The organism is Coprobacter fastidiosus (assembly GCF_030296935.1).
Classification (GTDB): Bacteria; Bacteroidota; Bacteroidia; order Bacteroidales; family Coprobacteraceae; genus Coprobacter; species Coprobacter fastidiosus.
In genome coordinates this window covers 492,885-515,649 of record NZ_AP028032.1, presented here as the reverse complement: position 1 = coordinate 515,649, position 22,765 = coordinate 492,885, and the positions used below count along the sequence as shown (strand labels likewise).

17 protein-coding genes and 1 pseudogene are annotated in these 22,765 nt (G+C 36.6%); 10 read left to right on the top strand and 8 right to left on the bottom strand.

Translation table 11 applies throughout. The features are described from left to right. Nucleotides 1-110 precede the first annotated feature (110 nt). Both groL and QUE35_RS02025 read right to left on the bottom strand, forming a co-directional pair. A complete protein-coding gene (groL, locus tag QUE35_RS02030; RefSeq protein ID WP_022602714.1) occupies nt 111-1,745 on the bottom strand; it encodes a chaperonin GroEL in 1,635 nt (544 codons plus the stop codon). Between the two features lie 31 nt (nt 1,746-1,776). Continuing rightward, nucleotides 1,777-2,046 carry a co-chaperone GroES gene (locus QUE35_RS02025; RefSeq protein WP_022602715.1) on the bottom strand — a complete coding sequence of 90 codons (270 nt, stop codon included), beginning with the start codon at nt 2,044-2,046 and terminating at the stop codon, nt 1,777-1,779. 336 nt (nt 2,047-2,382) lie between these two features. Between QUE35_RS02025 and QUE35_RS02020 the strand changes: the two genes are divergently transcribed. The 4 genes from QUE35_RS02020 (at nt 2,383) to QUE35_RS02005 (ending at nt 8,939) form a co-directional block, all read left to right on the top strand. Beyond that, a complete protein-coding gene (locus QUE35_RS02020) occupies nt 2,383-5,853 on the top strand; it encodes a PA14 domain-containing protein (protein WP_022602718.1) in 3,471 nt (1,156 codons plus the stop codon). A 136-nt stretch (nt 5,854-5,989) separates the two neighbouring features. Further along, nucleotides 5,990-7,888, top strand: a complete 1,899-nt coding sequence (locus QUE35_RS02015; protein ID WP_031258904.1) for a RecQ family ATP-dependent DNA helicase — start codon at nt 5,990-5,992, stop codon at nt 7,886-7,888. Between the two features lie 5 nt (nt 7,889-7,893). Further along, nucleotides 7,894-8,232: a CidA/LrgA family protein gene (locus tag QUE35_RS02010; RefSeq protein WP_022602722.1), complete on the top strand. Its 339-nt coding sequence runs from the start codon at nt 7,894-7,896 to the stop codon at nt 8,230-8,232. Nucleotides 8,233-8,243: 11 nt separating this feature from the next. Then, nucleotides 8,244-8,939 carry an LrgB family protein gene (locus QUE35_RS02005; protein ID WP_009317003.1) on the top strand — a complete coding sequence of 232 codons (696 nt, stop codon included), beginning with the start codon at nt 8,244-8,246 and terminating at the stop codon, nt 8,937-8,939. A gap of 299 nt (nt 8,940-9,238) precedes the next feature. On the opposite strand, the gene QUE35_RS02000 is transcribed toward QUE35_RS02005, so the two are convergent. The 4 genes from QUE35_RS02000 to QUE35_RS01985 form a co-directional block, all read right to left on the bottom strand. Then, on the bottom strand, nt 9,239-10,000 hold the full coding sequence (locus tag QUE35_RS02000) for a CDGSH iron-sulfur domain-containing protein (protein ID WP_022602726.1): 762 nt from the start codon (nt 9,998-10,000) through the stop codon (nt 9,239-9,241). A 63-nt stretch (nt 10,001-10,063) separates the two neighbouring features. Continuing rightward, the gene (locus QUE35_RS01995) at nt 10,064-10,828 is read right to left on the bottom strand and encodes an MBL fold metallo-hydrolase (protein ID WP_022602727.1); all 765 of its coding nucleotides are present in this window, start codon (nt 10,826-10,828) and stop codon (nt 10,064-10,066) included. A 16-nt stretch (nt 10,829-10,844) separates the two neighbouring features. Then, entirely contained in the window at nt 10,845-11,855 is a 1,011-nt protein-coding gene (gene murB / locus QUE35_RS01990) for a UDP-N-acetylmuramate dehydrogenase (RefSeq protein ID WP_022602728.1), read from the bottom strand. A gap of 17 nt (nt 11,856-11,872) precedes the next feature. Continuing rightward, entirely contained in the window at nt 11,873-12,802 is a 930-nt protein-coding gene (locus tag QUE35_RS01985; protein ID WP_147404857.1) for a hypothetical protein, read from the bottom strand. 137 nt (nt 12,803-12,939) lie between these two features. On the opposite strand from QUE35_RS01985, the gene QUE35_RS01980 reads away from it, so the two are divergent. The 6 genes and pseudogenes from QUE35_RS01980 (at nt 12,940) to bioD (ending at nt 18,732) form a co-directional block, all read left to right on the top strand. Further along, nucleotides 12,940-13,320, top strand: coding sequence for a hypothetical protein (locus QUE35_RS01980; RefSeq protein WP_022602730.1), 381 nt, complete (start codon nt 12,940-12,942; stop codon nt 13,318-13,320). Next, nucleotides 13,317-15,555: pseudogene (gene bioA / locus QUE35_RS13730) on the top strand (adenosylmethionine--8-amino-7-oxononanoate transaminase). Before QUE35_RS01980 ends, bioA begins: the two are co-directional and overlap by 4 nt. 4 nt (nt 15,556-15,559) lie before the next feature. Then, entirely contained in the window at nt 15,560-16,726 is a 1,167-nt protein-coding gene (locus QUE35_RS01970) for an 8-amino-7-oxononanoate synthase (RefSeq protein WP_022602733.1), read from the top strand. Then, on the top strand, nt 16,723-17,355 hold the full coding sequence (locus QUE35_RS01965) for a pimeloyl-ACP methyl esterase BioG family protein (RefSeq protein WP_022602734.1): 633 nt from the start codon (nt 16,723-16,725) through the stop codon (nt 17,353-17,355). Before QUE35_RS01970 ends, QUE35_RS01965 begins: the two co-directional genes overlap by 4 nt. After that, nucleotides 17,345-18,094 carry a malonyl-ACP O-methyltransferase BioC gene (gene bioC / locus QUE35_RS01960; protein ID WP_022602735.1) on the top strand — a complete coding sequence of 250 codons (750 nt, stop codon included), beginning with the start codon at nt 17,345-17,347 and terminating at the stop codon, nt 18,092-18,094. Before QUE35_RS01965 ends, bioC begins: the two co-directional genes overlap by 11 nt. Then, nucleotides 18,088-18,732: a dethiobiotin synthase gene (gene bioD / locus QUE35_RS01955; RefSeq protein WP_087879953.1), complete on the top strand. Its 645-nt coding sequence runs from the start codon at nt 18,088-18,090 to the stop codon at nt 18,730-18,732. The genes bioC and bioD overlap by 7 nt, the downstream gene beginning before the upstream one ends. 189 nt (nt 18,733-18,921) lie before the next feature. Here the strand turns inward: bioD and QUE35_RS01950 are convergent, their stop codons facing one another. Together QUE35_RS01950 and gyrA are read right to left on the bottom strand one after the other, a co-directional pair. Next, nucleotides 18,922-20,034: a tetratricopeptide repeat protein gene (locus tag QUE35_RS01950; protein ID WP_286261905.1), complete on the bottom strand. Its 1,113-nt coding sequence runs from the start codon at nt 20,032-20,034 to the stop codon at nt 18,922-18,924. Nucleotides 20,035-20,070: 36 nt separating this feature from the next. Next, nucleotides 20,071-22,602: a DNA gyrase subunit A gene (gene gyrA, locus QUE35_RS01945; RefSeq protein ID WP_009316987.1), complete on the bottom strand. Its 2,532-nt coding sequence runs from the start codon at nt 22,600-22,602 to the stop codon at nt 20,071-20,073. Nucleotides 22,603-22,765: the final 163 nt, after the last annotated feature.

Sequence of the window (22,765 nt, the reverse complement as noted above, 5' to 3'; positions counted from 1 at the left end):
TTATTCCCATTCTTTCAAATTTAAACAGACACTCTTATAAATAATAAAGACAGGCCGAAAAATTTACTTTTCGGCCTGTCTTTATTTAGATATTATATTCTAAGCAAGAATTACATCATGCCTCCCATTCCGCCCATTCCCGGAGCAGGCATAGGTGCAGGATTTTCCTCCTTCTTATCAGCAATAACACATTCTGTAGTTAAGAACATTCCGGCAATCGATGCGGCATTCTCAAGAGCTACACGCGTAACCTTAGCCGGGTCAATAACACCAGCAGCAAAGAAGTTTTCATATGTGTTCGTACGAGCATTATACCCGAAATCACCCTTACCGTCTTTTACTTTCTGAAGTACGACAGCTCCTTCTACACCTGCATTATCGACGATCTGACGAAGCGGTTCTTCAATTGCCCGTTTAACAATCTCGATACCTGTAGTTTCATCATCATTATCGCCCTTCAAGCCTTCAAGAGAAGGAATTGCACGAATATAGGCAACTCCACCACCGGGAACAATACCTTCAGCAATTGCAGCACGAGTGGCGCTTAAAGCATCATCTACACGGTCTTTTTTCTCTTTCATTTCAACTTCTGAAGCCGCACCGATATACAAAACAGCAACACCGCCCGCAAGTTTTGCCAAACGTTCTTGTAGTTTTTCCCGATCATAATCCGAAGTTGTTTTTTCGATCTGAGCCTTGATCTGAGCTACCCGAGAAGCGATAGTATCTTTATTTCCCAAACCGTTTACAATAGTAGTATTTTCTTTATCAACTGTTACTTTTTCCGCACGACCTAACATATCGATCGTCGCACCATCCAGTTTTAAGCCTTTTTCTTCGGATATAACAACTCCACCAGTCAGTACGGCAATATCTTCAAGCATTTCTTTACGACGGTCTCCAAATCCCGGAGCTTTAACGGCACATATCTTCAAAGAACCACGTAAACGGTTTACAACCAAAGTTGCCAGAGCTTCGCTATCAACATCTTCAGCAATGATTAATAAAGGACGTCCCGATTGTGCAGTCGCTTCCAGAATAGGCAGCATTTCTTTTAAAGAAGAAATTTTCTTATCGAAAATCAGGATATAAGGATTTTCCATTTCACACTCCATTTTTTCTGTATTCGTTACAAAATATGGAGAAATATATCCACGATCAAACTGCATACCTTCTACGATTTCTACCGTAGTATCAGTGCCTTTAGCCTCTTCGACCGTAATTACACCTTCTTTTTTTACTTTCTTCATCGCTTCTGCAATCAACTGACCGATTTCACTGTCATTATTAGCAGAAATACGAGCTACCGATTCGATCTTTTCGAAATCATCGCCCACTTCCTCTGATTGAGCTTTAATACTTTCTACAACTTTAGCAACAGCTTTATCTATTCCTCGTTTCAAATCCATGGGATTAGCTCCTGCTGTTACGTTTTTCAAACCTACATTAACAATAGATTGTGCTAAAACTGTTGCAGTAGTAGTACCGTCACCTGCATCGTCTCCGGTTTTTGATGCTACTTCTTTCACCAACTGAGCTCCCATATTTTGAAATGAATCTTCCAATTCAATTTCTTTAGCTACTGATACACCGTCTTTAGTAATGTGGGGAACACCGAATTTTTTTTCAATAATCACATTACGACCTTTCGGGCCTAAAGTTACTTTTACCGCATTTGCCAAAGCGTCAACACCCTTTTTCAATTCATCGCGGGCATCGATATTGAATTTAATTTCTTTTGCCATGATTTAATTTCTTAAAATGAAACAATTTTAATTAGAGAATAGCTAAAATGTCAGATTGACGCATAATGAGGAATTTGTCATTATCCAGTTCGATCTCCGTACCGGCATACTTGCCATATAGGACACGATCACCCGGTTTAACAACCATTTCTTCATCTTTAGTACCGTTACCGACAGCGATAACTTCGCCTTTCAAGGGTTTTTCTTTCGCTGAATCAGGAATAATAATACCACCCACGGTTTTTTCTTCTGCAGGCGCTGGTTTAATCAAAACTCTGTCTGCTAAAGGTCTAATGTTCATTGTTATTATATTTTAGTTGTTAATAATTATCTTTCCGCTCCCCATTCATTGCTTGAGAAGCAATAATCTTATAGCTAATTTTATGCCAAATATATTTTTTACTAAAAATCTGCCAAAAAGACAGCGACTATAATTAACTTAAAAATAATACTGACAGCTTTTACACTTCTCGACTCTGGATATTAATAACATTTTTGTCAGTAAACAGTTCATATTACCGAATAATATAATTTTTAATAGGATATTATGCGCCTTTTAATACATATCTCGATAAAATATTAATAGGAGAAACCTTATTTTGTAACATAAAAACTTTATCTAAAAATCAGAATAAACATGAAAAAAATTCATTTATTGAGCTATTTACTCCTGCTCAATACTCTTTTAGGGATTGCATCCACAAGAAATCAATCCCGTGTTATTATTCCTCTATCCGGATCGGAATGGTATTTATGGCGTGACACGAAAGCTGAATGGAAAAATGACAAACTTTATCTTCCAAGCGAAGTGGCGAGATTATCAACATTATCGGCAAATTCTCCTGCCGGCTGGAATAATGACCGGTTATATCTGCCGACAGAAGTGTCAGATCTATCCAAACTGCCGGTTAATCCGCCCACCGGAGGCTGGGAATCATTAAATGCAAACACCGCAAAAAAAGTAAGTGTGCCGGGGACTGTCGAAGAATACATGACCGTATCGGACTGGCCTCAGCCTACAGATTTTTCCGGTGTCAGCTGGTGGTTTAGAACTCTCGATATCCCTAAAGATCTGAAAGACGCGACATTTATTTTAGAGTTTGGAGCTGTAAGAATGAAAGCAGAAGTCTATCTTGACGGACAACTCGTAGCATATGATATTGTTGGAGAAACTCCATTCGAAGCAAATGTGACTAAAGCTATACGTCCGGGAGAAAAGCAACTTCTTGCTGTCCGTGTTACCAATCCCGGAGGAAATTTTCACTGGCAAGATTTCGACGTCATGAATTGGGGAAAATATTTGATCCCACCGGGACGCGGTTTTGGAGGCATACTTGGAGATGTGAACTTGAAAGCATTAAATCCGGTATATATATCTGACATTTACATGCAAAATACACCGCAAAAGACAAAAGTAAATGCAATTATCTCTATACGAAATCTGACAGATAGAAAATTAAAGCAAAATATCAATCTCGATATTGTTGAAAAAAATAATCCATCGATAAAAATATTTTCAAAGCAAATAAAAAATCACCAAATTCCTCAAGGCGATAGCCAGGTAACAATAGAAGTAGATGCTCCGAATGCAAAAATTTGGGATATAGAATCTCCCAATTTATATGTGAGCAAAGTATCTCTTTCCAATAAAGATAATGATGAACGAACTTTCGGTTTTCGATGGTTCGCACCAGAAAATATTGGAGAAGAAGCTACATTAAAATTGAACGGCCGTCGTATTATGCTGAGAAGTGCTATTTCTTGGGGATATTGGCCAGTAACGGGATTAATCGCAACTCCAGAAATGGCCGAGAAACAAATAACTACAGCAAAACAGTTAGGTCTCAATATGCTGAACTTTCATAGAAACATAGGAACTCCCGTTGTATTGGACAAAGCTGACGAAATGGGACTGTTATATTATGAAGAACCCGGCTCTTTTCATTCGGGCACTCATGATCCTTTTATCCGGACTATTTTACGTGAAAAAGTATTCCGTATGATTAAACGGGACAGAAGTCATCCCAGTCTGATTATTTATAATATGATTAATGAATTCGGTGGTCGTTTATCCAAAGATAAAGAATTGGTAGCAAAACGATTCGAGGATATGCGGGATGCACATGCCATCGATCCGAGTCGAACAATTACATTCACCTCTGGATGGGCTAACAAAAAAGATGCTTTAGAAGATTCAAAAGCCCACTTCCGTCCGTTTGATACAAAACTATACATGAACGGCTGGTTTGATAACCATAGGGCCGGAGGTCCAGAAACTTGGAGAGAAGATTTTTATAAATCACCGACTGACAATCTTATGTACACCAATAATAACACCGAAATATATATGCGTGGAGAAGAAGCTGCAATTTCTACACCTCCTCGTATCAAAGAAATAGACGATTATCTCTCCAAAACCGGGAAAACCGGATGGGACGGAAAATTTTGGCAAAAACAATATAAAGAGTTTTGTAAATTTTTCGCAGATAAAAATTTAGAGCCATATTTCAAAACTGTCGATATGCTCACCGAAAAAATGGGAGACATATCATTCGAACACCAAGGTCGTAGAATTCAAGGCATGAGAATGCAGAACTTAGGAGACTGCTATGTAATTAACGGGTGGGAATCCATGCCCTATGACAACCATTCCGGAGTAGTGGATCTTTATAGGAATGCAAAAGGAGACTCTAAAATTTTGGCATATTATAACCAGCCGCTTTATGTGGCAATTAGCCCGAGAAAACAAATTATCCATACTCCGAATCCTGTTCCAGTAGATTTTTATATCGTCAATGAAAAAAATCTGAAAGGAAAACATATTTTATCTATCAATGTAAAAGACCCGAATGGTAAAAATATATATCAAGAAAATAAGAATGTTCAGCTTTCTGGAGGAGAAATGTTCGGAGAATTACTAATCGAAAATATGCTACTTCCTTTAAACAATCAATCCGGAATGTTTTCAATAGAAGCGAATTTATACAATCTGAATAAAGAAAAACAGGCTTCGGGGAAAGACCAAGTATTAGGAGTAAATTGGGATTCCCAAAAATTATCGGGCACTGGGGCTATTTATAAAAATGACACAAAAAATACGTTTGTAAGTTTTTATAAACAAGAAACCGGAAATATACTTACCGATTTTTCTGAAAATGCAGGCAAATTGGACTGGGTTGTCATTACACGTCCTCCATTAGATGCCCCACAAAAAATACAACCCGAAGCATACATAACCAATGATGATAAACCGGGAATTGTTGCAACCTTCTTTAAAGACGACGATTTAAGAGAAGCCGCAGGAACTCGTACAGACACGCACATTGATTTCCAATTCGCAGACGGTGCGCAACCAGATGCTTCTGTATCAGCAAATCAACCGTTTTCTGCAATATGGAAAGGAAAACTCATGCCTTCTGTTTCCGGACAATATCTTATAGCGGTCAATACAGATGGGGGCTTACGCCTTTCTATTAATGGACAACGGGTAATTGATGAGTGGGGTAACAAAAAAATGTACACTTACCAACGACCTGTTACTCTTGAAGCAGGAAAAGCCATAAATATCCAAGTAGAATACCGACAACAAAAACAAACCGGAACAATTCAATTGCAATGGTCTACACCTGGAAATGCGACTCTTGATCCTAAATCATTAATAGATCGTTGCAAAAATGACGGCACCACCCTTATTTTATTAGAATCAGCAGAAACATGGATGGATGTCATCTCTAAATACACAAATCTTAAAAATAAAGGTAATTTTGCAATGGGAAGAAATTGGGTCGGTGGAGTTCATTTCGTAAAAGCACATCCCCTATTTAAAGATCTGCCTGGCAATGTCGGTATGAGCTGGCCTTATCAAGCATTAGTTCATGACGGAGATCATAGGTTAGGGCTAAAACTTGAAGGGGAAGAATTGGTTGCAGGAGTATATAGAAGTCATGGCTTTAATCTTGGAACAGCCGTAGGAATTATCCCTTGCGGTAAAGGTAAAATAATCTTCTCCACATTAGATATTATGCCGAATCTAAACCTGACCTCTGGATCTTCTGATGTAGCTAAAAAATTGATATACAATTTTATTGAATATTCTCAAACTCGATAATATAACATATAAAATTGAAATTTTTCAACCGGCTTTGATAATATATATTCGAAGCCGGTTTTATTATACACAAAATAATCGTCAAAAAGAAAAATATGCCATTACAATTTGTAATTTTGCAACCTCGAACATAGGTATGGGACAAAACATCTACGAAATATTAAAACGATATTGGGGATATGATACATTCAGACCTTTACAAGAAGATATTATCAATTCCGTACTGACAGGAAATGATACCTTGGGCTTGATGCCGACAGGAGGAGGGAAATCCTTAACATTTCAAGTTCCTGTCCTAGCTATGGATGGAATTTGTTTAGTTATAACACCTCTGATCGCATTAATGAAAGATCAGGTGGATAATCTTAGAGCCAGAGATATTAAAGCGGCTTATCTATATTCCGGATTAACTCGTCACGAAACGATCGTTACATTAGAAAATTGCATATTCGGTAAATATAAGTTTTTATACATTTCTCCGGAACGTCTTTCAAACGATCTTTTCCTATCCAAAGTAAAAGCAATGAAAGTCTCTCTATTAGTGGTGGATGAAGCCCATTGCATCTCCCAATGGGGGTATGATTTCAGACCTTCATATATAAAAATTGCCGACATAAGGACTTTATTCCCCGATGTTCCCGTATTAGCCTTGACTGCAACTGCAACTCCCCAAGTCGTAGAAGATATACAAGAAAAACTCCATTTCAAAAAAGGAAAAGTCTTTCAAAAAAGTTTTTTCCGCCCTAATCTTTCTTATGTAGTACGCTACGGAGAAAATAAAATTCAACAATTAATACATATTCTCAATCGTGTTCCGGGAAGTGCCATAATCTATGTCCGCAGCAGACAAAAAACAAAAGAGATTGCGGAAGAATTAAGAAGATTCAAAATCAGTGCGGATTTTTATCATGCAGGTTTAAAATCAGAAGATAAAAACCGTAAGCAACAATCCTGGAAAGAAGATCATTGTCGGGTAATTGTCGCCACAAATGCTTTTGGAATGGGCATAGATAAACCGGATGTACGACTCGTTATTCATTTGGATTTACCTAACTCTCCGGAAGAGTACTATCAAGAAGCCGGACGCGCAGGAAGAGATGGGCTCCAGGCATATGCTGTTATTTTATATGCAAATGCCGATAAGGTAAAATTAGAAAAGAGAATCCGTGATATGTTTCCCGAACGAGAATTTATATCTCGTGTATATGAAGCATTAGGAAACTTTTTGCAAGTAGCAGTCGGATCGGGAATGAATTCTGTTTTTGATTTCAATTTAAACACATTCTGCAAAACGTTTAAATTTCCCATATTACCGACATTTAACGCACTAAAAATATTAGAACAAGCTCAATATATAGAGTTTACGGAAGAAGTAGAATCTCTGTCGAGAGTAATGATAACCGTACAACGTGATGAATTGTACAAATTGCAAACGGACGATTATGAAAAAGAAGAATTATTACAATGTTTACTTCGTTCCTATACAGGTTTATTCGCCGATTACGTTTTTATTCAGGAAGATCTCTTGTCAAGACGAAGCGGGCTCTCCCCTCAAGAGGTATACGAAAACTTAATCTATTTTTCAAAACAGCATATTTTACACTACATACCGCAAAAAAGGACACCTTTTATTATATATACCACACCTCGAGAGGATCTGAAATATTTATCAATACCCCGAAATGTTTATGAAGAACGCAAAGAACGTTTTTCTCATCGCATTCATAGTATGTTGGAATATGTACTTCACGATAAAAAATGCAGAACACAAATATTATTAAACTATTTTGGCGAGACATTTAACAGAGAATGCGGATTATGCGATATTTGTTTGCAACAAAAATCCGGAGAATTAACTTCTGGAGATTTCTCCCGAATAGAAAAAGAAATCTACAAACTATTGCAAGCTGATAAATGTAGTCTCGACACAATTATAGCACGTATTCCTTTTTCACAGGAAAAAATAGTAGAAACATTACGTTTCTTATGTGATGAACAATTTGTTCAAGTTAAAGACGGACTTTATTATATATAAAAATTATGGTTAAAGGTGCATCTATTATTATGTTATTCTATTTTTTAGGAGAATGCTTAAGTTTTTTAATTAATGGAATTGTCCCGGGCAGTGTTTACGGAATGGTTCTGTTATTTTTGTCTCTTTTACTGAAATTCGTAAAACCTCGAGATGTAAGAAGTGTATCGAACGCATTGACACAGAATATGGCACTTTTTTTTGTTCCTGCAGGAGTCGGTCTTATGGCATCTTTCGATCTCATTTCTCGCTATTGGGCAGCATTATTAATCGTATCTGTCGTAACGACAGCTGTTATTATCGCTGTTGTCGGATATATGCAAGATAAATTAGAAAAAAAGCTATAAACTGTATTTATATGAACGAAATATTATCTTCTACCCCATTTTTGTTATTTCTCGTATTAGCAAGTTATTTATCAGGAACATATATTTATACCAAAAGTAAAATTGCGCTGCTCCATCCCATTATTATCAGTATAGCGATTATTATTGGAGTATTAAAATGGGCAGGAATCGATTACGAGACTTTTTCCAAAGGCAGTTACATGATACATTTCATGTTAGGACCTTCTGTCGTAGCATTGGGTTATGTTTTATACGAACAAATCGGATATTTAAAAGGAAAAGTTCTATCCATCACTTCTTCTATTATTGTCGGAAGTTTAGTAGGGATCGTAAGCGTAATTTGGATTTGCAAACTAATGGGAGTAGAACATAGTGTCATTGTCTCATTAGAGCCTAAATCCGTTACTACCCCCATAGCATTAAGCCTTTCTGCAAAAAGTGGAGGAATTCCGTCATTAACAGCTATTACTGTCGTTATATGCGGTATATTAGGTGGAATTATCGGGCCGTTTATTCTTCGTAAATTACATATAAAAAGCCGGGTTGCCAAAGGTCTTGCTCTTGGCGCGGCTGCGCACGGTTTAGGTACAGCTAAGGCAATAGAACTCGGTGCGGTAGAAGGAGCTATTAGCGGACTTGCAATAGGACTGATGGGAATTATGACATCTTTGTTGATTCCATTGGTCGAAAATCTGTTTTATAAATAAGAACTGGCCTAAATTTTTGAGTAAAAGTATATACTCAGACTTTTAGAGCCAGTCTTAATTTTCCAATAAGAAAATATTATCAGATCATTTTTTCATTTTCTTTTGGTCTTTTTCCCCGTTTTTAATCATCAAATAGCCCGTTATCATCTTTGCAAAAACAGAAAAATATCCTCGAAAGAGTATCCTCAAAACAGCCACAAACAAAACTTTAATAAGTTCTTATACCCCTACTTTAGAGCTGTTTATCCATCCCTACACGTCTCATAGTCCGGAACGGAAAAACATACTTGAAAATAGAACTACCATTCTTCTTTACCGGCTTCTAAAGGCAAATTATCTCTAAAATGCATAGAAGCGTGAGTCCCGTCACAAAAAGGTTTATTGGAAGATTGACCACAACGGCACAAAGTAACTCTATTTCTAATCTCATAGCTACTTCCGTCAGCACTCTCAACACGAATTCCACCTTTCACCCATATAGGACCACTTACCTTGATTCCGGGATCCTCTATAATCCCAATTGAAGGATCAAACGACGGTTCAAAAACTTTTTTTGTTTTTTTATCCCATACAACCAAGCGTCCAGCTGGACAATGACCAGCCTCATGTTTGACAAGGTCTATTTCATCTTGAGTTTTCGCAATCTGTACAATATTCCAGATACGACCGTATGCATCACAAAAACGAGCAAAAGCACAATATTTCTCATTATCGGCCAATACCATTGCCGGACCTTCGAACAGTTCGGCATCTTCCAATAAAGGACGTTTGTCGCTTGTTTCTTCCGGATTCCAGTCCGCTTTAGAATGAGAACCATCGCAAAAAGGTTTTTTACAAGATTCACCACAACGACAAAGTGCCGTATATTCACCTTCGGTCTTGTAATGACGTCCTTTTTTATAAACCCAAGAAGCTCCATCTTCATTAGGCATAATAATTTCTTGATCAATAGGGGGATTTCCATATACTAAATATGGTCCGTCTGCTAAAATTTTAATGTAAAACATCTCTGGAGCAGCAGAAGTTCCTATCTCCACGTTCGGTTCAGTTGTCTTTTTCATAAAAAACTTTTTAGAATTGAATTACTTTAATAAAACAACTGAAGTTATAGATTAGTTGTTCGTTTATATATATTCCGTGTCGATTAGTAATCCGTCATGGGCGAAATATACATTCTCAGGTAATTTTTTCGATTCCACTTCATGTAATCCCATATGGTGGCTCATATGAATAAGATAAGCTCTTTCGGGCTTTACACGTTTTATGAGACTCAATGCCATGTCTAATGTCTGATGAGATATATGTTCTGTATGACGCAATGCATTAATAATTAATATTTTAACATCTTTTATTTTCTCCATCTCTTCCTCCGAGATATATAACATATCCGTAATATAGGCCACATCTTCAATACGATAACCTAATATGGGAAGTTTATAATGCATTACTCGAATCGGTATTACAGAGATATCCTGTACGCAAAACGGATCTGTGCCAATCTCATTTAGATTAAGACTTGCAACACCCGGATAAGGATGTTCGACAAAACAATAAGGTATTCTTGCCCTTATCGCATCTGCAACCCAAGGCTCTAAAAAGACATCCACAGAATGCTCTTTACAAAAAACTCGCAACTCATCTAAACCACTCGTATGATCATAATGTACATGGGTTAATAAAACCGCATCGATCTTTTCTGTATGACTGCATAACATCTGTTGCCGAAAATCCGGACCACAATCTATTAAAATATTTTTACTCTTTATTGTAAACAACGCCGATGTCCTTAATCTTCGGTCTCTCGGATCGTTCGAAGAACAAACTTCACAATGGCATGCAATTTCAGGTACTCCGGTCGATGTCCCTGTTCCTAAAAATTTAATTTGCATAATATTTCGGCAGAAACTATATATAATTTACTTCAGGTTTAATTGTTATTCCATAAAGAGATTTTACAGAATCAACTATATTTTGAGCCAAATCTATAATATCCTTTGCTACAGCATTATCTTTATTTATTAATACTAAACACTGTTTATCATGTACTGCTGCTCCTCCCAACATTTTATTTTTCCACCCGGCTTTATCAATAAGCCATGCTGCCGGGACTTTCACAGACTGGGTATCAACTGGATAAAACGGTATTTCCGGATATTTTTCTTTTAACAGATTGTATTGAGAAACAGGAATGACCGGATTCATAAAAAAACTACCGGCATTTCCATAATCGTCAGGATCGGGAAGTTTCGATTTTCTAATTTCTATCACAGTATCCCTTATAGTTTGCAAATTAATATTTTTATTGCCGATAGCATGACGAAGATTCCCATAATCAAGATGATAAACCGGATTTTTTCGGAGCAAATATATCACCGATGTTATAATATATTTACCTTTCATTTCTTTCTTGAATATGCTGTCTCTATATCCATACATACACTCTGCCGTCGTAAAAGTCCGTTCTTGGCCTGTTGCCACCTCAATCGCCTCTACTTGCAGAATAATATCTTTCACTTCAACACCATAAGCTCCGATATTCTGGACGGCACTTGCTCCGACTTCTCCGGGAATTAATGATAAGTTTTCTACTCCACCCCATCCATTACTTACCGAATATTTAACAAAATCGTCCCAAACCACTCCTGAACCGGCTTTTACAGTTACATATTCAGAAGTTTCCGATACCACTTCGATGAATTTTATTTTCGAATGTAATATTACTCCTTCATAATCGGATGTAAACAATAAATTACTACCTCCCCCGATTTGCAAGAATGGATTCTCTCTCAATAAATCGGTTTTTAATAAGTCTATCAACTCTTCTATTGATTGATATTCGGCAAACCACCGGGCTAAAACAGATAAATGAAAAGTATGTAATTGTTGCAGAGATTTATTCTCTTCTATTGTTATCATAAGGTAAATTTTAAAATTTATAATCTGAAGTCTGTCAAAATCCCGTCTTCAAAAAAAAGATAACTCCCTGTATTATAAAACCATTGTTCTTTCAATCCCCCATAAGTCGGTATTCTTCTCACATCATTAGGCCGGCCTAATGACAAACGACACTCATCCTTTGTCATCCCTTTCATTACTTTAGACTTAGTTATAAGATCCCAATTTACATCAGAGATTGTTTTATACAGATTCCTCGGGTTATCAAAACTAAAAAGTCTGTCAAACGTCGTATATTGTGTCGCTAATGTTTCCGGGAATAAAGTACCTAATACATTTGCCGTATTTCCGACATTATCCTCAAAAACAAACTTTATCGGTAATACCTTATCTCCGGGCAATATATCTTTGATCACCACCGGGACGAATTTATGACCTCCTATTTCCACACCGTTCTCATCATACCAAATAGATGTTTTGATATATAAAGTCTTTCCTATCAACATTTTCCGGGCTTTCAGTACATCCTCTTCAGCAACCATGTCAGGCAGTAAAGGTTTATAATCGCTATCCTTTATCTCTTTTATAGTCTTTTCGGTTCTATACTGGTATTTTATCCCCTCACAATCAAAAATCAATACAGCATACTGCGCCTGTCCGAGTATGGATTTTTCAATCATACCTTCGAATGTGAAAATCTTATTTTTAAACGAGACATGTATCGGAACTGTATCCTGTTCCGGCTTTAATAAAAGAGAAAGGTCATTGCTAACATAAATAAATCGTCGTCCTTTAGTCCATTCGGCACACCTTTTTTCTTCAAAATTATTTTTAACGAACAATTCCTCAGCACTCGGTTTTGCCTCTTCTATTTTATCTTTTTTCCGTTTAGCAAAAAGAGGTTCACCACAAAAGGACTCTATTACTCCCAATAAAACAACAATATATATACAAGTTCTCAATTTCATTGAATATTCAAATATCAATTTATGCATCAAATATAAGAAGAATGTAATAAAATCACATGCAAAGTTTTATTAAATCCTGCAATTAAAAGAAAGACAAAATACTCTTTTTATAGTTATTTCTATTACATTTGCAACTGATGACTTTAAGCATAAAAAATATTTCGAAAACCATTCGTTTCCGTCGTTGGAGTCGATATCAATTTGCAGCATTTCAAAGTATCGGGAAATGTGTAAATATCGGATGTGTATGTAAATCAATCATCGATATTTCCTTGAAAAAACAAAAAGGTATTCTCTATACACCAGAAAAAAGCGGCTTTACTTGCCACTCGGAAGTTGATGAAAATGATGAAGATACCCCTCCAAATACTTCATTTTTATTCAAAAAATCAGAGATATTACCTGTTATCCCATCAAACGATATTCCTTATTGTATTTATTTTCTATTATACCAAATAGAGACCGAAGACTACTGTCTATCACGTAGTTTCCGGTCTTTTTTTTATAAAAAAATATGATCAAAAAATTAAAAGACAAAGTCCTATCAGGGGGACATTTATCGGAAAGAGAAGCATTCTCTTTGCTTAAAACCACAGATAAAGAAGCTTTATATAAAGCCTCAGGAGAAATTACAAAACATTTTTGTAAGAACAAATTCGATATGTGTTCCATTATAAACGCTCGCTCCGGAAAATGTCCGGAAGATTGTAAATGGTGTGCACAATCCGGGCATTACAAAACCCAGATCAATACATATTCCCTTATTGATCGAGAAGAGTGTAAGAAACAAGCTTCTCAGGTATTCCAACAGAAAATACATCATTTAGGATTAGTCACAAGCGGACGTAAAGTTCAAGGAGAACTATTAACTCGGGTATGCGACTTATACAAACATATATCAAGCATTAATACAAATACTCGTTTTTGCGCATCATTAGGCCTTTTGGATAAACAAGAATTATCATTACTCTTGGCCGCTGGGGTAAAACGGTATCACTGCAACTTAGAGACTGCTCCCTCCTATTTTCCGGCTTTGTGTTCTACCCATACTCAAGAAGAAAAAATAAAAACAATTCGTACTGCACAAGAAATTGGAATGGAAGTTTGTTCCGGGGGAATAATAGGCATGGGAGAAACAGCAGAACAAAGGATAGAATTGGCTTTTACTTTGAAACAACTGAACATACATTCAATACCTATCAATATATTACAGCCCATACCCGGTACACCATTAGAACAAACCGCACCATTATCTCCAGACGAGATACTCACGACTATCGCTCTCTTTCGCTTTATTAATCCCGACGCATATTTACGTTTAGCCGGAGGAAGGGCGCAGTTGTCTCAAGATACACTGAAAAAAGCGCTAATGATCGGTATCAATTCTTCTATCGTCGGAGATATGTTGACGACTGTGGGTTCTAAAGTAGCCGAAGATAAAAAACTATTTACCAATTGCGGATATTCTATTGACAATGAATATGAAAACGAATAATTTTGACAGAGAACATTTATGGCATCCTTATACATCTGCATCAAATCCCATACCTACGTATGAAGTAGAGCGGGCAGACGGGGTATATATTCAACTAAAAAACGGGAAAAAGCTAATTGACGGAATGTCTTCTTGGTGGGCTGCCGTACACGGATACAATCATCCAGTCCTAAATCGAGCAGCACAAGAACAATTGTCTAAAATGTCCCATATCATGTTCGGAGGATTAACTCATAGTCCGGCAATAGAATTGGGGAAAAAGCTATTGACGTTAGTCCCTGAAGGACTCCAGAAGATATTCTATTGTGATTCAGGATCTGTGGCTGTAGAAGTAGCTCTTAAAATGGCTGTGCAATATTGGTATGCTCAAGGGAAAAATAAAAAAACAAATTTTGTTACTATTCGGTCGGGATATCACGGTGATACATGGAATGCCATGTCGGTTTGTGATCCTGTGACAGGCATGCACTCTATTTTCGGGAGTTCACTTCCCCACCGATATTTCGTACCTTCACCAAGCTGTCGTTTTTACGATGATTGGGATGAAAATTGTATTGTGCCATTAAAAGAATGTATAAAAGCTCATCATGAAAATATTGCAGCATTGATTTTAGAACCGATAGTACAAGGTGCTGGAGGAATGAAATTTTATCATCCTCAATATCTAAAAGCGGCAAAAAAACTCTGTGAGGAATATCACCTTTTATTAATATTCGATGAGATAGCTACCGGATTCGGTCGTACAGGAAAGCTTTTTGCTTGCGAACACGCTAATGTCTCTCCAGATATTATGTGCATCGGTAAAGCCTTAACCGGCGGATATCTTACAATGGCTGCCGTATTATCGACAAATCACGTAGCTGATGTAATCTCTTCCAGATTCCCCGGTGTCTTTATGCACGGACCAACTTTTATGGGAAATCCTTTAGCTTGTGCAATATCTCTTTCTTCTGTCAACCTATTATTAGAAAACAACTGGGAAATGCAGGTTAAAAATATTGAAGCTCAATTAAAAGAATTTCTTTCTCCTGCCAAAGAATATCCACAAGTCGCAGATGTCCGTATATTAGGTACTATCGGAGTCATTGAAATGAAAGAGGTTGTAGACATGACCAAAATACAATGTCAGTTTGTCGAACATGGTGTATGGGTAAGACCTTTTGGTAAATTAGTATATATTATGCCTCCATACATCATCAATCCAGATCAATTAACTCAACTGACATCAGCGTTATTAAGTGTAGTAAGCAAACAATAAAACGATGAAAGACAAATATTTTAAGGACAGGCTAAAAGAAATAGAAAGTTCCGGAAACCTAAGGAGGTTGCAAATAATAACCAATAGTGAAAAAGGTGTTATTGTAGGAAATAAAGAGTTTACCAATCTTACTTCCAATGATTATTTGGGTATCGCAACAGACCGCCATTTATATTCCGAGTTTTTAGAAAACTTAAAAGAATCCGATTTACAGTTTTCCGCATCTTCGTCCCGATTACAAACCGGTAATTACGAAGATCATATTGTTTTAGAAAAACGTTTGGCTGAATTATTTCATTCAGAGTCAGCATTAGTATTCAACAGCGGTTATCATGCAAATACGGGAATCCTTCCGGCAGTAACAACATCCCGCTCAATGATACTTGCCGACAAGTTAGTACACGCAAGTATTATTGACGGCATCCGTCTTAGTCAAGCAAAATGTATTCGTTTCAAGCACAATGATTATCGACAGCTTGAACGCCTCATACAACAAGCCGGAGAGCACCATGACCGCATAATTATTGTTACGGAAAGCATTTTCAGTATGGACGGAGATGAATCGGATTTACGAACATTGGTCCGATTTAAACAAAAATATCCGGCAATTATGCTTTATATAGACGAAGCGCATGCAATCGGTGTACGGGGAAACAACGGACTGGGTTGTTGTGAAGAACACAATATTATCGAACATATCGATTTTTTAATCGGTACATTCGGAAAGGCGCTGGGATCTTGCGGAGCATTCTTGATTTGCAATAGGACAATGCGAGAATATCTTATTAATACAATGAGGACACTTATTTTTACAACAGCACTACCTCCGATCAATCTCAAATGGACTCTTTTTACACTGAATAAAGCCGTTGGCATGAATAGCCGACGAGAACATATAAAAAAAATCTCAAACTTGTTAAAAAAAGAACTCAGTTCGGAAAACCAGGAAATACAAAGTAGCAGCCATATTATACCTTATATCACAGGTTCTTCAGAGTCGGCACATAATGCGGCAAAAGAACTCCAAAAACAAGGATTTTATGTCCTTCCGGTACGTCCTCCGACAGTCCCTGATGGAACAGCAAGAATACGGCTCTCTCTAACTGCAAATTGTACAGAAGAAGAAATAAATCGATTAATATACTGTATCAGGAATTTATCAAAATCATGAAACAATACTTTACAAAACAAGAAAATAATAAGTCTCTGATTTTATTCTTCACAGGTTGGGGCATGGATCAAAATACCTTATCTATCAATAAGAAGGATTTCGACACTTGCATCTGTTTCGATTATACGGATATAGATTTCGAAAAATCTCATTATAAAAATTATCAAGCAATCGATGTGTATGGATGGTCGATGGGGGTATGGGCCGCATCTTATACTTTACAGAATTGTAACTTACCTATTCGGAAAAGTGTCGCAATAAACGGAACGATTTTTCCGATAGAAAAAGAAAGAGGCATAGATCCGATAATTTTCCAAAAAACAATAGATTTATTGAACGAACAGAGCTTACTAAAGTTTAATAAACGAATGTGTGGAAGTAAAGAGAATTTTCAGTTTTTTATAAAGCACTCTTCCCTCAGATCTATTGAAAGCCTAAAACAAGAATTAATCTCTATACAATCAATGGTTAAAAAAGATATGACATCAACCTTCCAATGGGATAAAGCGATAATAGGAACGCGTGATTTTATTTTTCCAACAAAGAATCAACTAAAAGCATGGGGAAAAATAAAATACGAAATTATAGATGAAGCCCATTTTTTAGATTTTAATAAATATGTCGATTAATAAACAACAAATAAGAAAATCATTTACAAAGGCTATCTCCACATATGAACAAGAAGCCTTTGTACAATATCAAATAGCGACGGAATTATGCCGATTGTTATCTGTATATTCAGACCATCCTATATCTTCAATTTTAGAAATCGGATGCGGAACAGGCTTCTTCACACGATTATTACGTACCAGTTTCCCTTCTGCAACTATTACTGCAAACGATCTTTGTTCTGAAGTTGTCAATTATATTCCCGATGACATAAAATTTATTTCCGGAGATATGGAAACAATTAATTTTCCGGATAAATACGATCTGATAGCCGGATCATCTGCTATACAATGGCTGGAGAATCTTCCATTATTTTCAGAAAAAATGAACCGTACTCTTTCAGAGAAAGGGCTTGTAGCGATTTCGACATTCGGAGAGAAAAACCTCACAGAAATAAAACAAATTACCGACATCGGCTTATCTTACTTTACAGAACCAGATTTAGAGCATATTATTTCTTCTTCATTTCAGATTATCAAAATGAAAGAAGAGATCAAAACTGTTTATTTTCCATCACCTAAAGATGTACTATTGCATTTAAAACGTTCAGGCGTCAATGGTATCACCTCAGAAAAATGGACAAAATCTGATTTATTGTATTTTACGAATCAATACAATAAGCTGTTCAAATCAGACTACGGAGTTTCGTTAACATATCACCCGATCTATATAATTGCATCAAAAAAACAGAAATCATGAAAGGAATTTATTTTATTAGCGGTATCGATACGAACATCGGAAAATCAATAGCAACCGGATGGCTTGCCGGACAACTGCTAAACCAGAATGTAAAAGTCATCACACAAAAATTGGTACAAACAGGAAACAAAGAATACTCAGAGGATATTGAACTTCATAGAAAAATAATGAAAATCAATATGTTTCCGGAAGATATTTCAAAATTGACAGCACCAGTAATCTTCAGTTATCCTTCATCGCCCCATCTTGCAGCAAAGATTGACAAAAAAGAATTGGATATTGATGCAATAACCTTGTCAAGTAAAATTTTAAAGGAAAGATATGATGTAGTTCTGTTAGAAGGTGCAGGAGGGCTCATGGTCCCCCTTACTCCCGATTTACTGACGATCGATTACATATCCCAACAAAATTATCCCATAATATTAGTGACTTCCGGTAGATTAGGAAGCATAAACCATACACTCTTAAGTCTTGAAGCTATTAAAAATAGAAATTTGAAATTATATTCTGTTATATACAACCTCTCTCCCTATACGGATGAAGTCATTGTTCAAGACTCTTTAAAAATAATAGATCAATATATACGCAAAAATTTTCCCGAAGCTTTTCTAATACAAATGCCGGAGGTTACTATATAATAAAAGAGCGGGGACAGATCACATTCTGTCTCCGCTCTTTTGTCAATGACTTATTATTTTTATTCAGATGCATTCATTTCAGCTTCTATTTTCTTTAAATTAGCTTCATCACCCAAATTATAATATATGCCTCTTAATGCAATCATATATTCGTTTTCATCAGGTTTCATCGAATGAGCTTTTTCATGATCATGGAAGAGCTTTTTTATATGCAACCAGCACAACTTCATCCCTTACTTTCTGATATTCTGCATCATTTTTAATCAAGCTGGCTTCATTACTTGCCGTTACAGCCTTATTAAAATAAATACGTCCCATCTCTCCATAAGCCTCGGCATAATCTGGTTTTACAGATATTGCTTTTTCTAAACATTGCACTGCATTTGCTTCATCTTTCTTATTTTCATAATATAGAACAGCCAAAACTTTCCAATACTCAGCAATGTTAGGATCAGCTTCCAACGCTTTTTTCAAATAAGCTATCGCATCATCACCTTTTCCCGTATAAATACATAAGTTAATCAATTGAGACATAAACTGATATTTAGGATCATTTGCCTTCTCACCTAAAACCTCGACAGCCTCCTTCAATGTATTAAACTGGTTTACAGTATCTTTTTCTTGACTATATGCATAAACTAAATAATAATAAATATCCTGAATTTCATAGTTGTCTTTTTTAGCTTCATTCAATGCTTTAATCGCCAACTTATTATCTTTTGTTTGAAAAGCTGCTAAAGCAGCATAGTATCTGATCTGCATATAGGAACTGTCCGTTGCATTCAGAGTTTCTTTGGCCATGAAATTCAACTTGGGAATATCTTGATATATCTCCCACATTTTATAAGCCTTTTTATAATCTTTTTCATTATAAAAATAAGCTCCGGCACTCCAGAAATGAGGTTGATTGTTCTTAATCGTATTCTTGATATCTTTCAGATATTTAGATTTCACTTTCCCTTTTTCATTCGGCATCGTATCCAACTTTGCCGCTACCAAATATTTTTCATAAGAATCCAACAAAGCGTTATACATATTTTTCTCATTTACACTTTGTTTTATAAGAGTCTTATTGTAATCGCTTTCAAAACTCTTATTTTCAATAAAACCTGCCACATACCAAGTCTTTGCAAGATCCTTAGTATCCGGATTCTTTAAAGCTTCATTAATGGACTTACGAGCCTCGCCAAAATTAGGTTTTGGCATCTTTGCTTCATTAAATGCCGCATTCACATTCTTCATTTGAGCAAAAACGCTTCCGGCAAATAGACATATACCTGCTGTCAATAGAACCTTTTTCATTTTTTTCACGTTTTAGGATTAGAAGTATAAATTAATTTATTCTGTTGTTTCCGAAGCCTCAGCTTCATTTATTTCAGATGCCGAATCTATATTTTCTGAATTAGAAGAATCCGATTCAGTTTCTGACAAAACTTTACATACAGATGCAATTTCATCATTTCGCTTTTCAAGATTAATCAGCCGAACTCCTTGCGTTGCACGCCCCATAATCCTGACATCAGCAACTTTCATTCGTAAAGTAATCCCCGATTTATTGATAATAACCAAGTCATTTTCATCGGTAACACTCTTGATCGCAACCAAATTCCCGGTTTTTTCTGTAATATTCAAAGTCTTCACGCCTTTACCGCCACGGTTAGTAATACGATAATCTTCTATTTCAGAGCGTTTACCATATCCTTGTTCGGAAACGACCATTACAGTTTCTTTTTCCGGATCTTTGATACAAATCATTCCGATTACTTCGTCATCTCCTGTTTCGTCAAGCGTCATACCACGAACCCCGGTTGCTGTACGCCCCATTTCTCTAACCGTACTTTCATGGAAACGAATGGCACGACCATGTTTATTCGCCATAATAATTTGGCTGTCACCTGTCGTTAGACGAACTTGGATTACTTGATCATCTTCCCGTATGGTAATTGCATTCACACCATTTTGACGAGGCCGAGAATATGCTTCAAGCTTCGTTTTCTTGATCACACCTTTACGTGTGCAGAACAATAAATTATGAGACATATTGTATTCGGGATCTTGCAATTGCTTAACCCGTATAAAGGCATTAACTTTATCATCGGCATCAATATTCAACATATTTTGAATAGCACGGCCTTTAGAATTCTTAGCGCCCTCCGGAATCTCATATACTTTTAACCAATAACACTTCCCTTTCTGTGTAAAGAAAAGCATATAGTTATGCATCGAAGCCGGATAAATATATTCTATAAAGTCTTCTTCCCTCGTTTCACTTCCTTTTGCTCCGACTCCTCCCCTATTTTGAGCACGAAACTCCGAAAGAGGAGTCCGCTTAATATACCCTAAGTGAGAAATGGTAATAATCATTTCGTCATCGGCATAGAAATCTTCTGCATTAAATTCTTCCGAAGCATAGATGATTTCCGTTTTCCGGTCATCCCCATATTTTTCTTTAATCTCTACCAATTCATCTTTTACAACCTGCATACAGACAGAATCATCAGACAAGATACGATTGTAATAGGCTATTAACTCCATAAGAGCTTTATATTCTTCACGAAGTTTATCTTGTTCCAAACCTGTCAATTGGCGCAAGCGCATATCCACGATAGCTCTTGACTGCGCATCCGTAAGACCAAAACGTTCGATTAAACGTTCGCGAGCTTCATCCGGACTTTTTGAAGAACGTATAATTTGAATTACTTCGTCTATATGATCACAAGCAATAATGAGTCCTTCAAGAATATGAGCTTTTTTCTCGGCTTCTCTCAATTCGAACTGCGTACGACGAACAACAACTTCATGACGATGATCGATGAACGCTTCTATCAACTGCTTCAAATTAAGCACTTGTGGACGTCCGTTTACCAATGCGATATTATTGACACTGAACGAAGATTGTAATGCAGTAAGCTTATACAATTTGTTAAGTACAACGCTCGAATTAGCATCTTTCTTGATATCGATGACGATACGCATTCCTGCTCGGTCAGACTCGTCATTAATATTAGATATGCCATCCAATCGTTTTTCTTCTACGAGATCGGCAATATTCTTAATTAACTCCGCTTTATTGACCAAATAAGGAATTTCGGTAACAACAATTTTCTCTTTATTTCCCTCCGTTTCAATCTCTGCCTTGGCACGGATAACGATACGCCCCCGTCCGGTCTCAAAGGCTTCTTTTACTCCAGAATAACCATATATATATCCGCCAGTAGGGAAATCGGGAGCTTTGATATAGTGCATCAAATCTGCAATTTCCATTTCCCGATTGTCTATTAATGCGATAGTCGCATTAATGGCTTCTGTCAGATTATGCGGAGGCATATTGGTAGCCATACCTACTGCAATACCGGATGCTCCATTTATCAACAAATTAGGAATCCGCGTCGGCAAAACCTGAGGTTCTTTTAATGTATCATCAAAATTGTTTTGGAAATCAACGGTTTCTTTATCTATATCACGCAACATTTCTTCGGCTAATCTTGATAATCGGGCCTCCGTGTAACGCATGGCAGCCGGGCTATCTCCATCTACCGATCCGAAGTTACCCTGCCCATCCACCAATGGATAACGTAAAGACCATTCCTGAGCCATACGTACCATTGCAAAATATACAGAAGAATCGCCATGAGGGTGGTATTTCCCTAATACTTCACCAACGATTCTGGCAGATTTCTTATACGGTTTATTAGATGTATTCCCGAGTTCGTTCATTCCGAACAGTACACGACGGTGTACAGGTTTGAAACCATCTCTCACATCGGGAAGAGCACGAGCGACAATCACAGACATCGAATAATCGATATATGATTTTTTCATCTCGTTCTCAATGTTAATTTTTAAAATTCTATCCTCCTGGTCAATCATTTTTAAAAGATTGGTTAATACATTTACTTGTTTTGAAAAAACTGCACTAAATTACAACATTCTTCCCGATTAGAAAAATTTTTTCAACCGGAAATAATACAAGAAGATTTCTAATTTCACAATTTTAGGACAGATCTTTTCGTTCATGATTTCCTCGATAATT

What these genes read in the sequence shown, in the direction of transcription:
- groL (WP_022602714.1), bottom strand. Translation starts at nt 1,745, where the DNA reads ATGGCAAAAGAAATTAAATTCAATATCGATGCCCGCGATGAATTGAAA.
- QUE35_RS02025 (WP_022602715.1), bottom strand. Translation starts at nt 2,046, where the DNA reads ATGAACATTAGACCTTTAGCAGACAGAGTTTTGATTAAACCAGCGCCT.
- QUE35_RS02020 (WP_022602718.1), top strand. Translation starts at nt 2,383, where the DNA reads ATGAAAAAAATTCATTTATTGAGCTATTTACTCCTGCTCAATACTCTT.
- QUE35_RS02015 (WP_031258904.1), top strand. Translation starts at nt 5,990, where the DNA reads ATGGGACAAAACATCTACGAAATATTAAAACGATATTGGGGATATGAT.
- QUE35_RS02010 (WP_022602722.1), top strand. Translation starts at nt 7,894, where the DNA reads ATGGTTAAAGGTGCATCTATTATTATGTTATTCTATTTTTTAGGAGAA.
- QUE35_RS02005 (WP_009317003.1), top strand. Translation starts at nt 8,244, where the DNA reads ATGAACGAAATATTATCTTCTACCCCATTTTTGTTATTTCTCGTATTA.
- QUE35_RS02000 (WP_022602726.1), bottom strand. Translation starts at nt 10,000, where the DNA reads ATGAAAAAGACAACTGAACCGAACGTGGAGATAGGAACTTCTGCTGCT.
- QUE35_RS01995 (WP_022602727.1), bottom strand. Translation starts at nt 10,828, where the DNA reads ATGCAAATTAAATTTTTAGGAACAGGGACATCGACCGGAGTACCTGAA.
- murB (WP_022602728.1), bottom strand. Translation starts at nt 11,855, where the DNA reads ATGATAACAATAGAAGAGAATAAATCTCTGCAACAATTACATACTTTT.
- QUE35_RS01985 (WP_147404857.1), bottom strand. Translation starts at nt 12,802, where the DNA reads ATGAAATTGAGAACTTGTATATATATTGTTGTTTTATTGGGAGTAATA.
- QUE35_RS01980 (WP_022602730.1), top strand. Translation starts at nt 12,940, where the DNA reads ATGACTTTAAGCATAAAAAATATTTCGAAAACCATTCGTTTCCGTCGT.
- QUE35_RS01970 (WP_022602733.1), top strand. Translation starts at nt 15,560, where the DNA reads ATGAAAGACAAATATTTTAAGGACAGGCTAAAAGAAATAGAAAGTTCC.
- QUE35_RS01965 (WP_022602734.1), top strand. Translation starts at nt 16,723, where the DNA reads ATGAAACAATACTTTACAAAACAAGAAAATAATAAGTCTCTGATTTTA.
- bioC (WP_022602735.1), top strand. Translation starts at nt 17,345, where the DNA reads ATGTCGATTAATAAACAACAAATAAGAAAATCATTTACAAAGGCTATC.
- QUE35_RS01950 (WP_286261905.1), bottom strand. Translation starts at nt 20,034, where the DNA reads ATGAAAAAGGTTCTATTGACAGCAGGTATATGTCTATTTGCCGGAAGC.
- gyrA (WP_009316987.1), bottom strand. Translation starts at nt 22,602, where the DNA reads ATGATTGACCAGGAGGATAGAATTTTAAAAATTAACATTGAGAACGAG.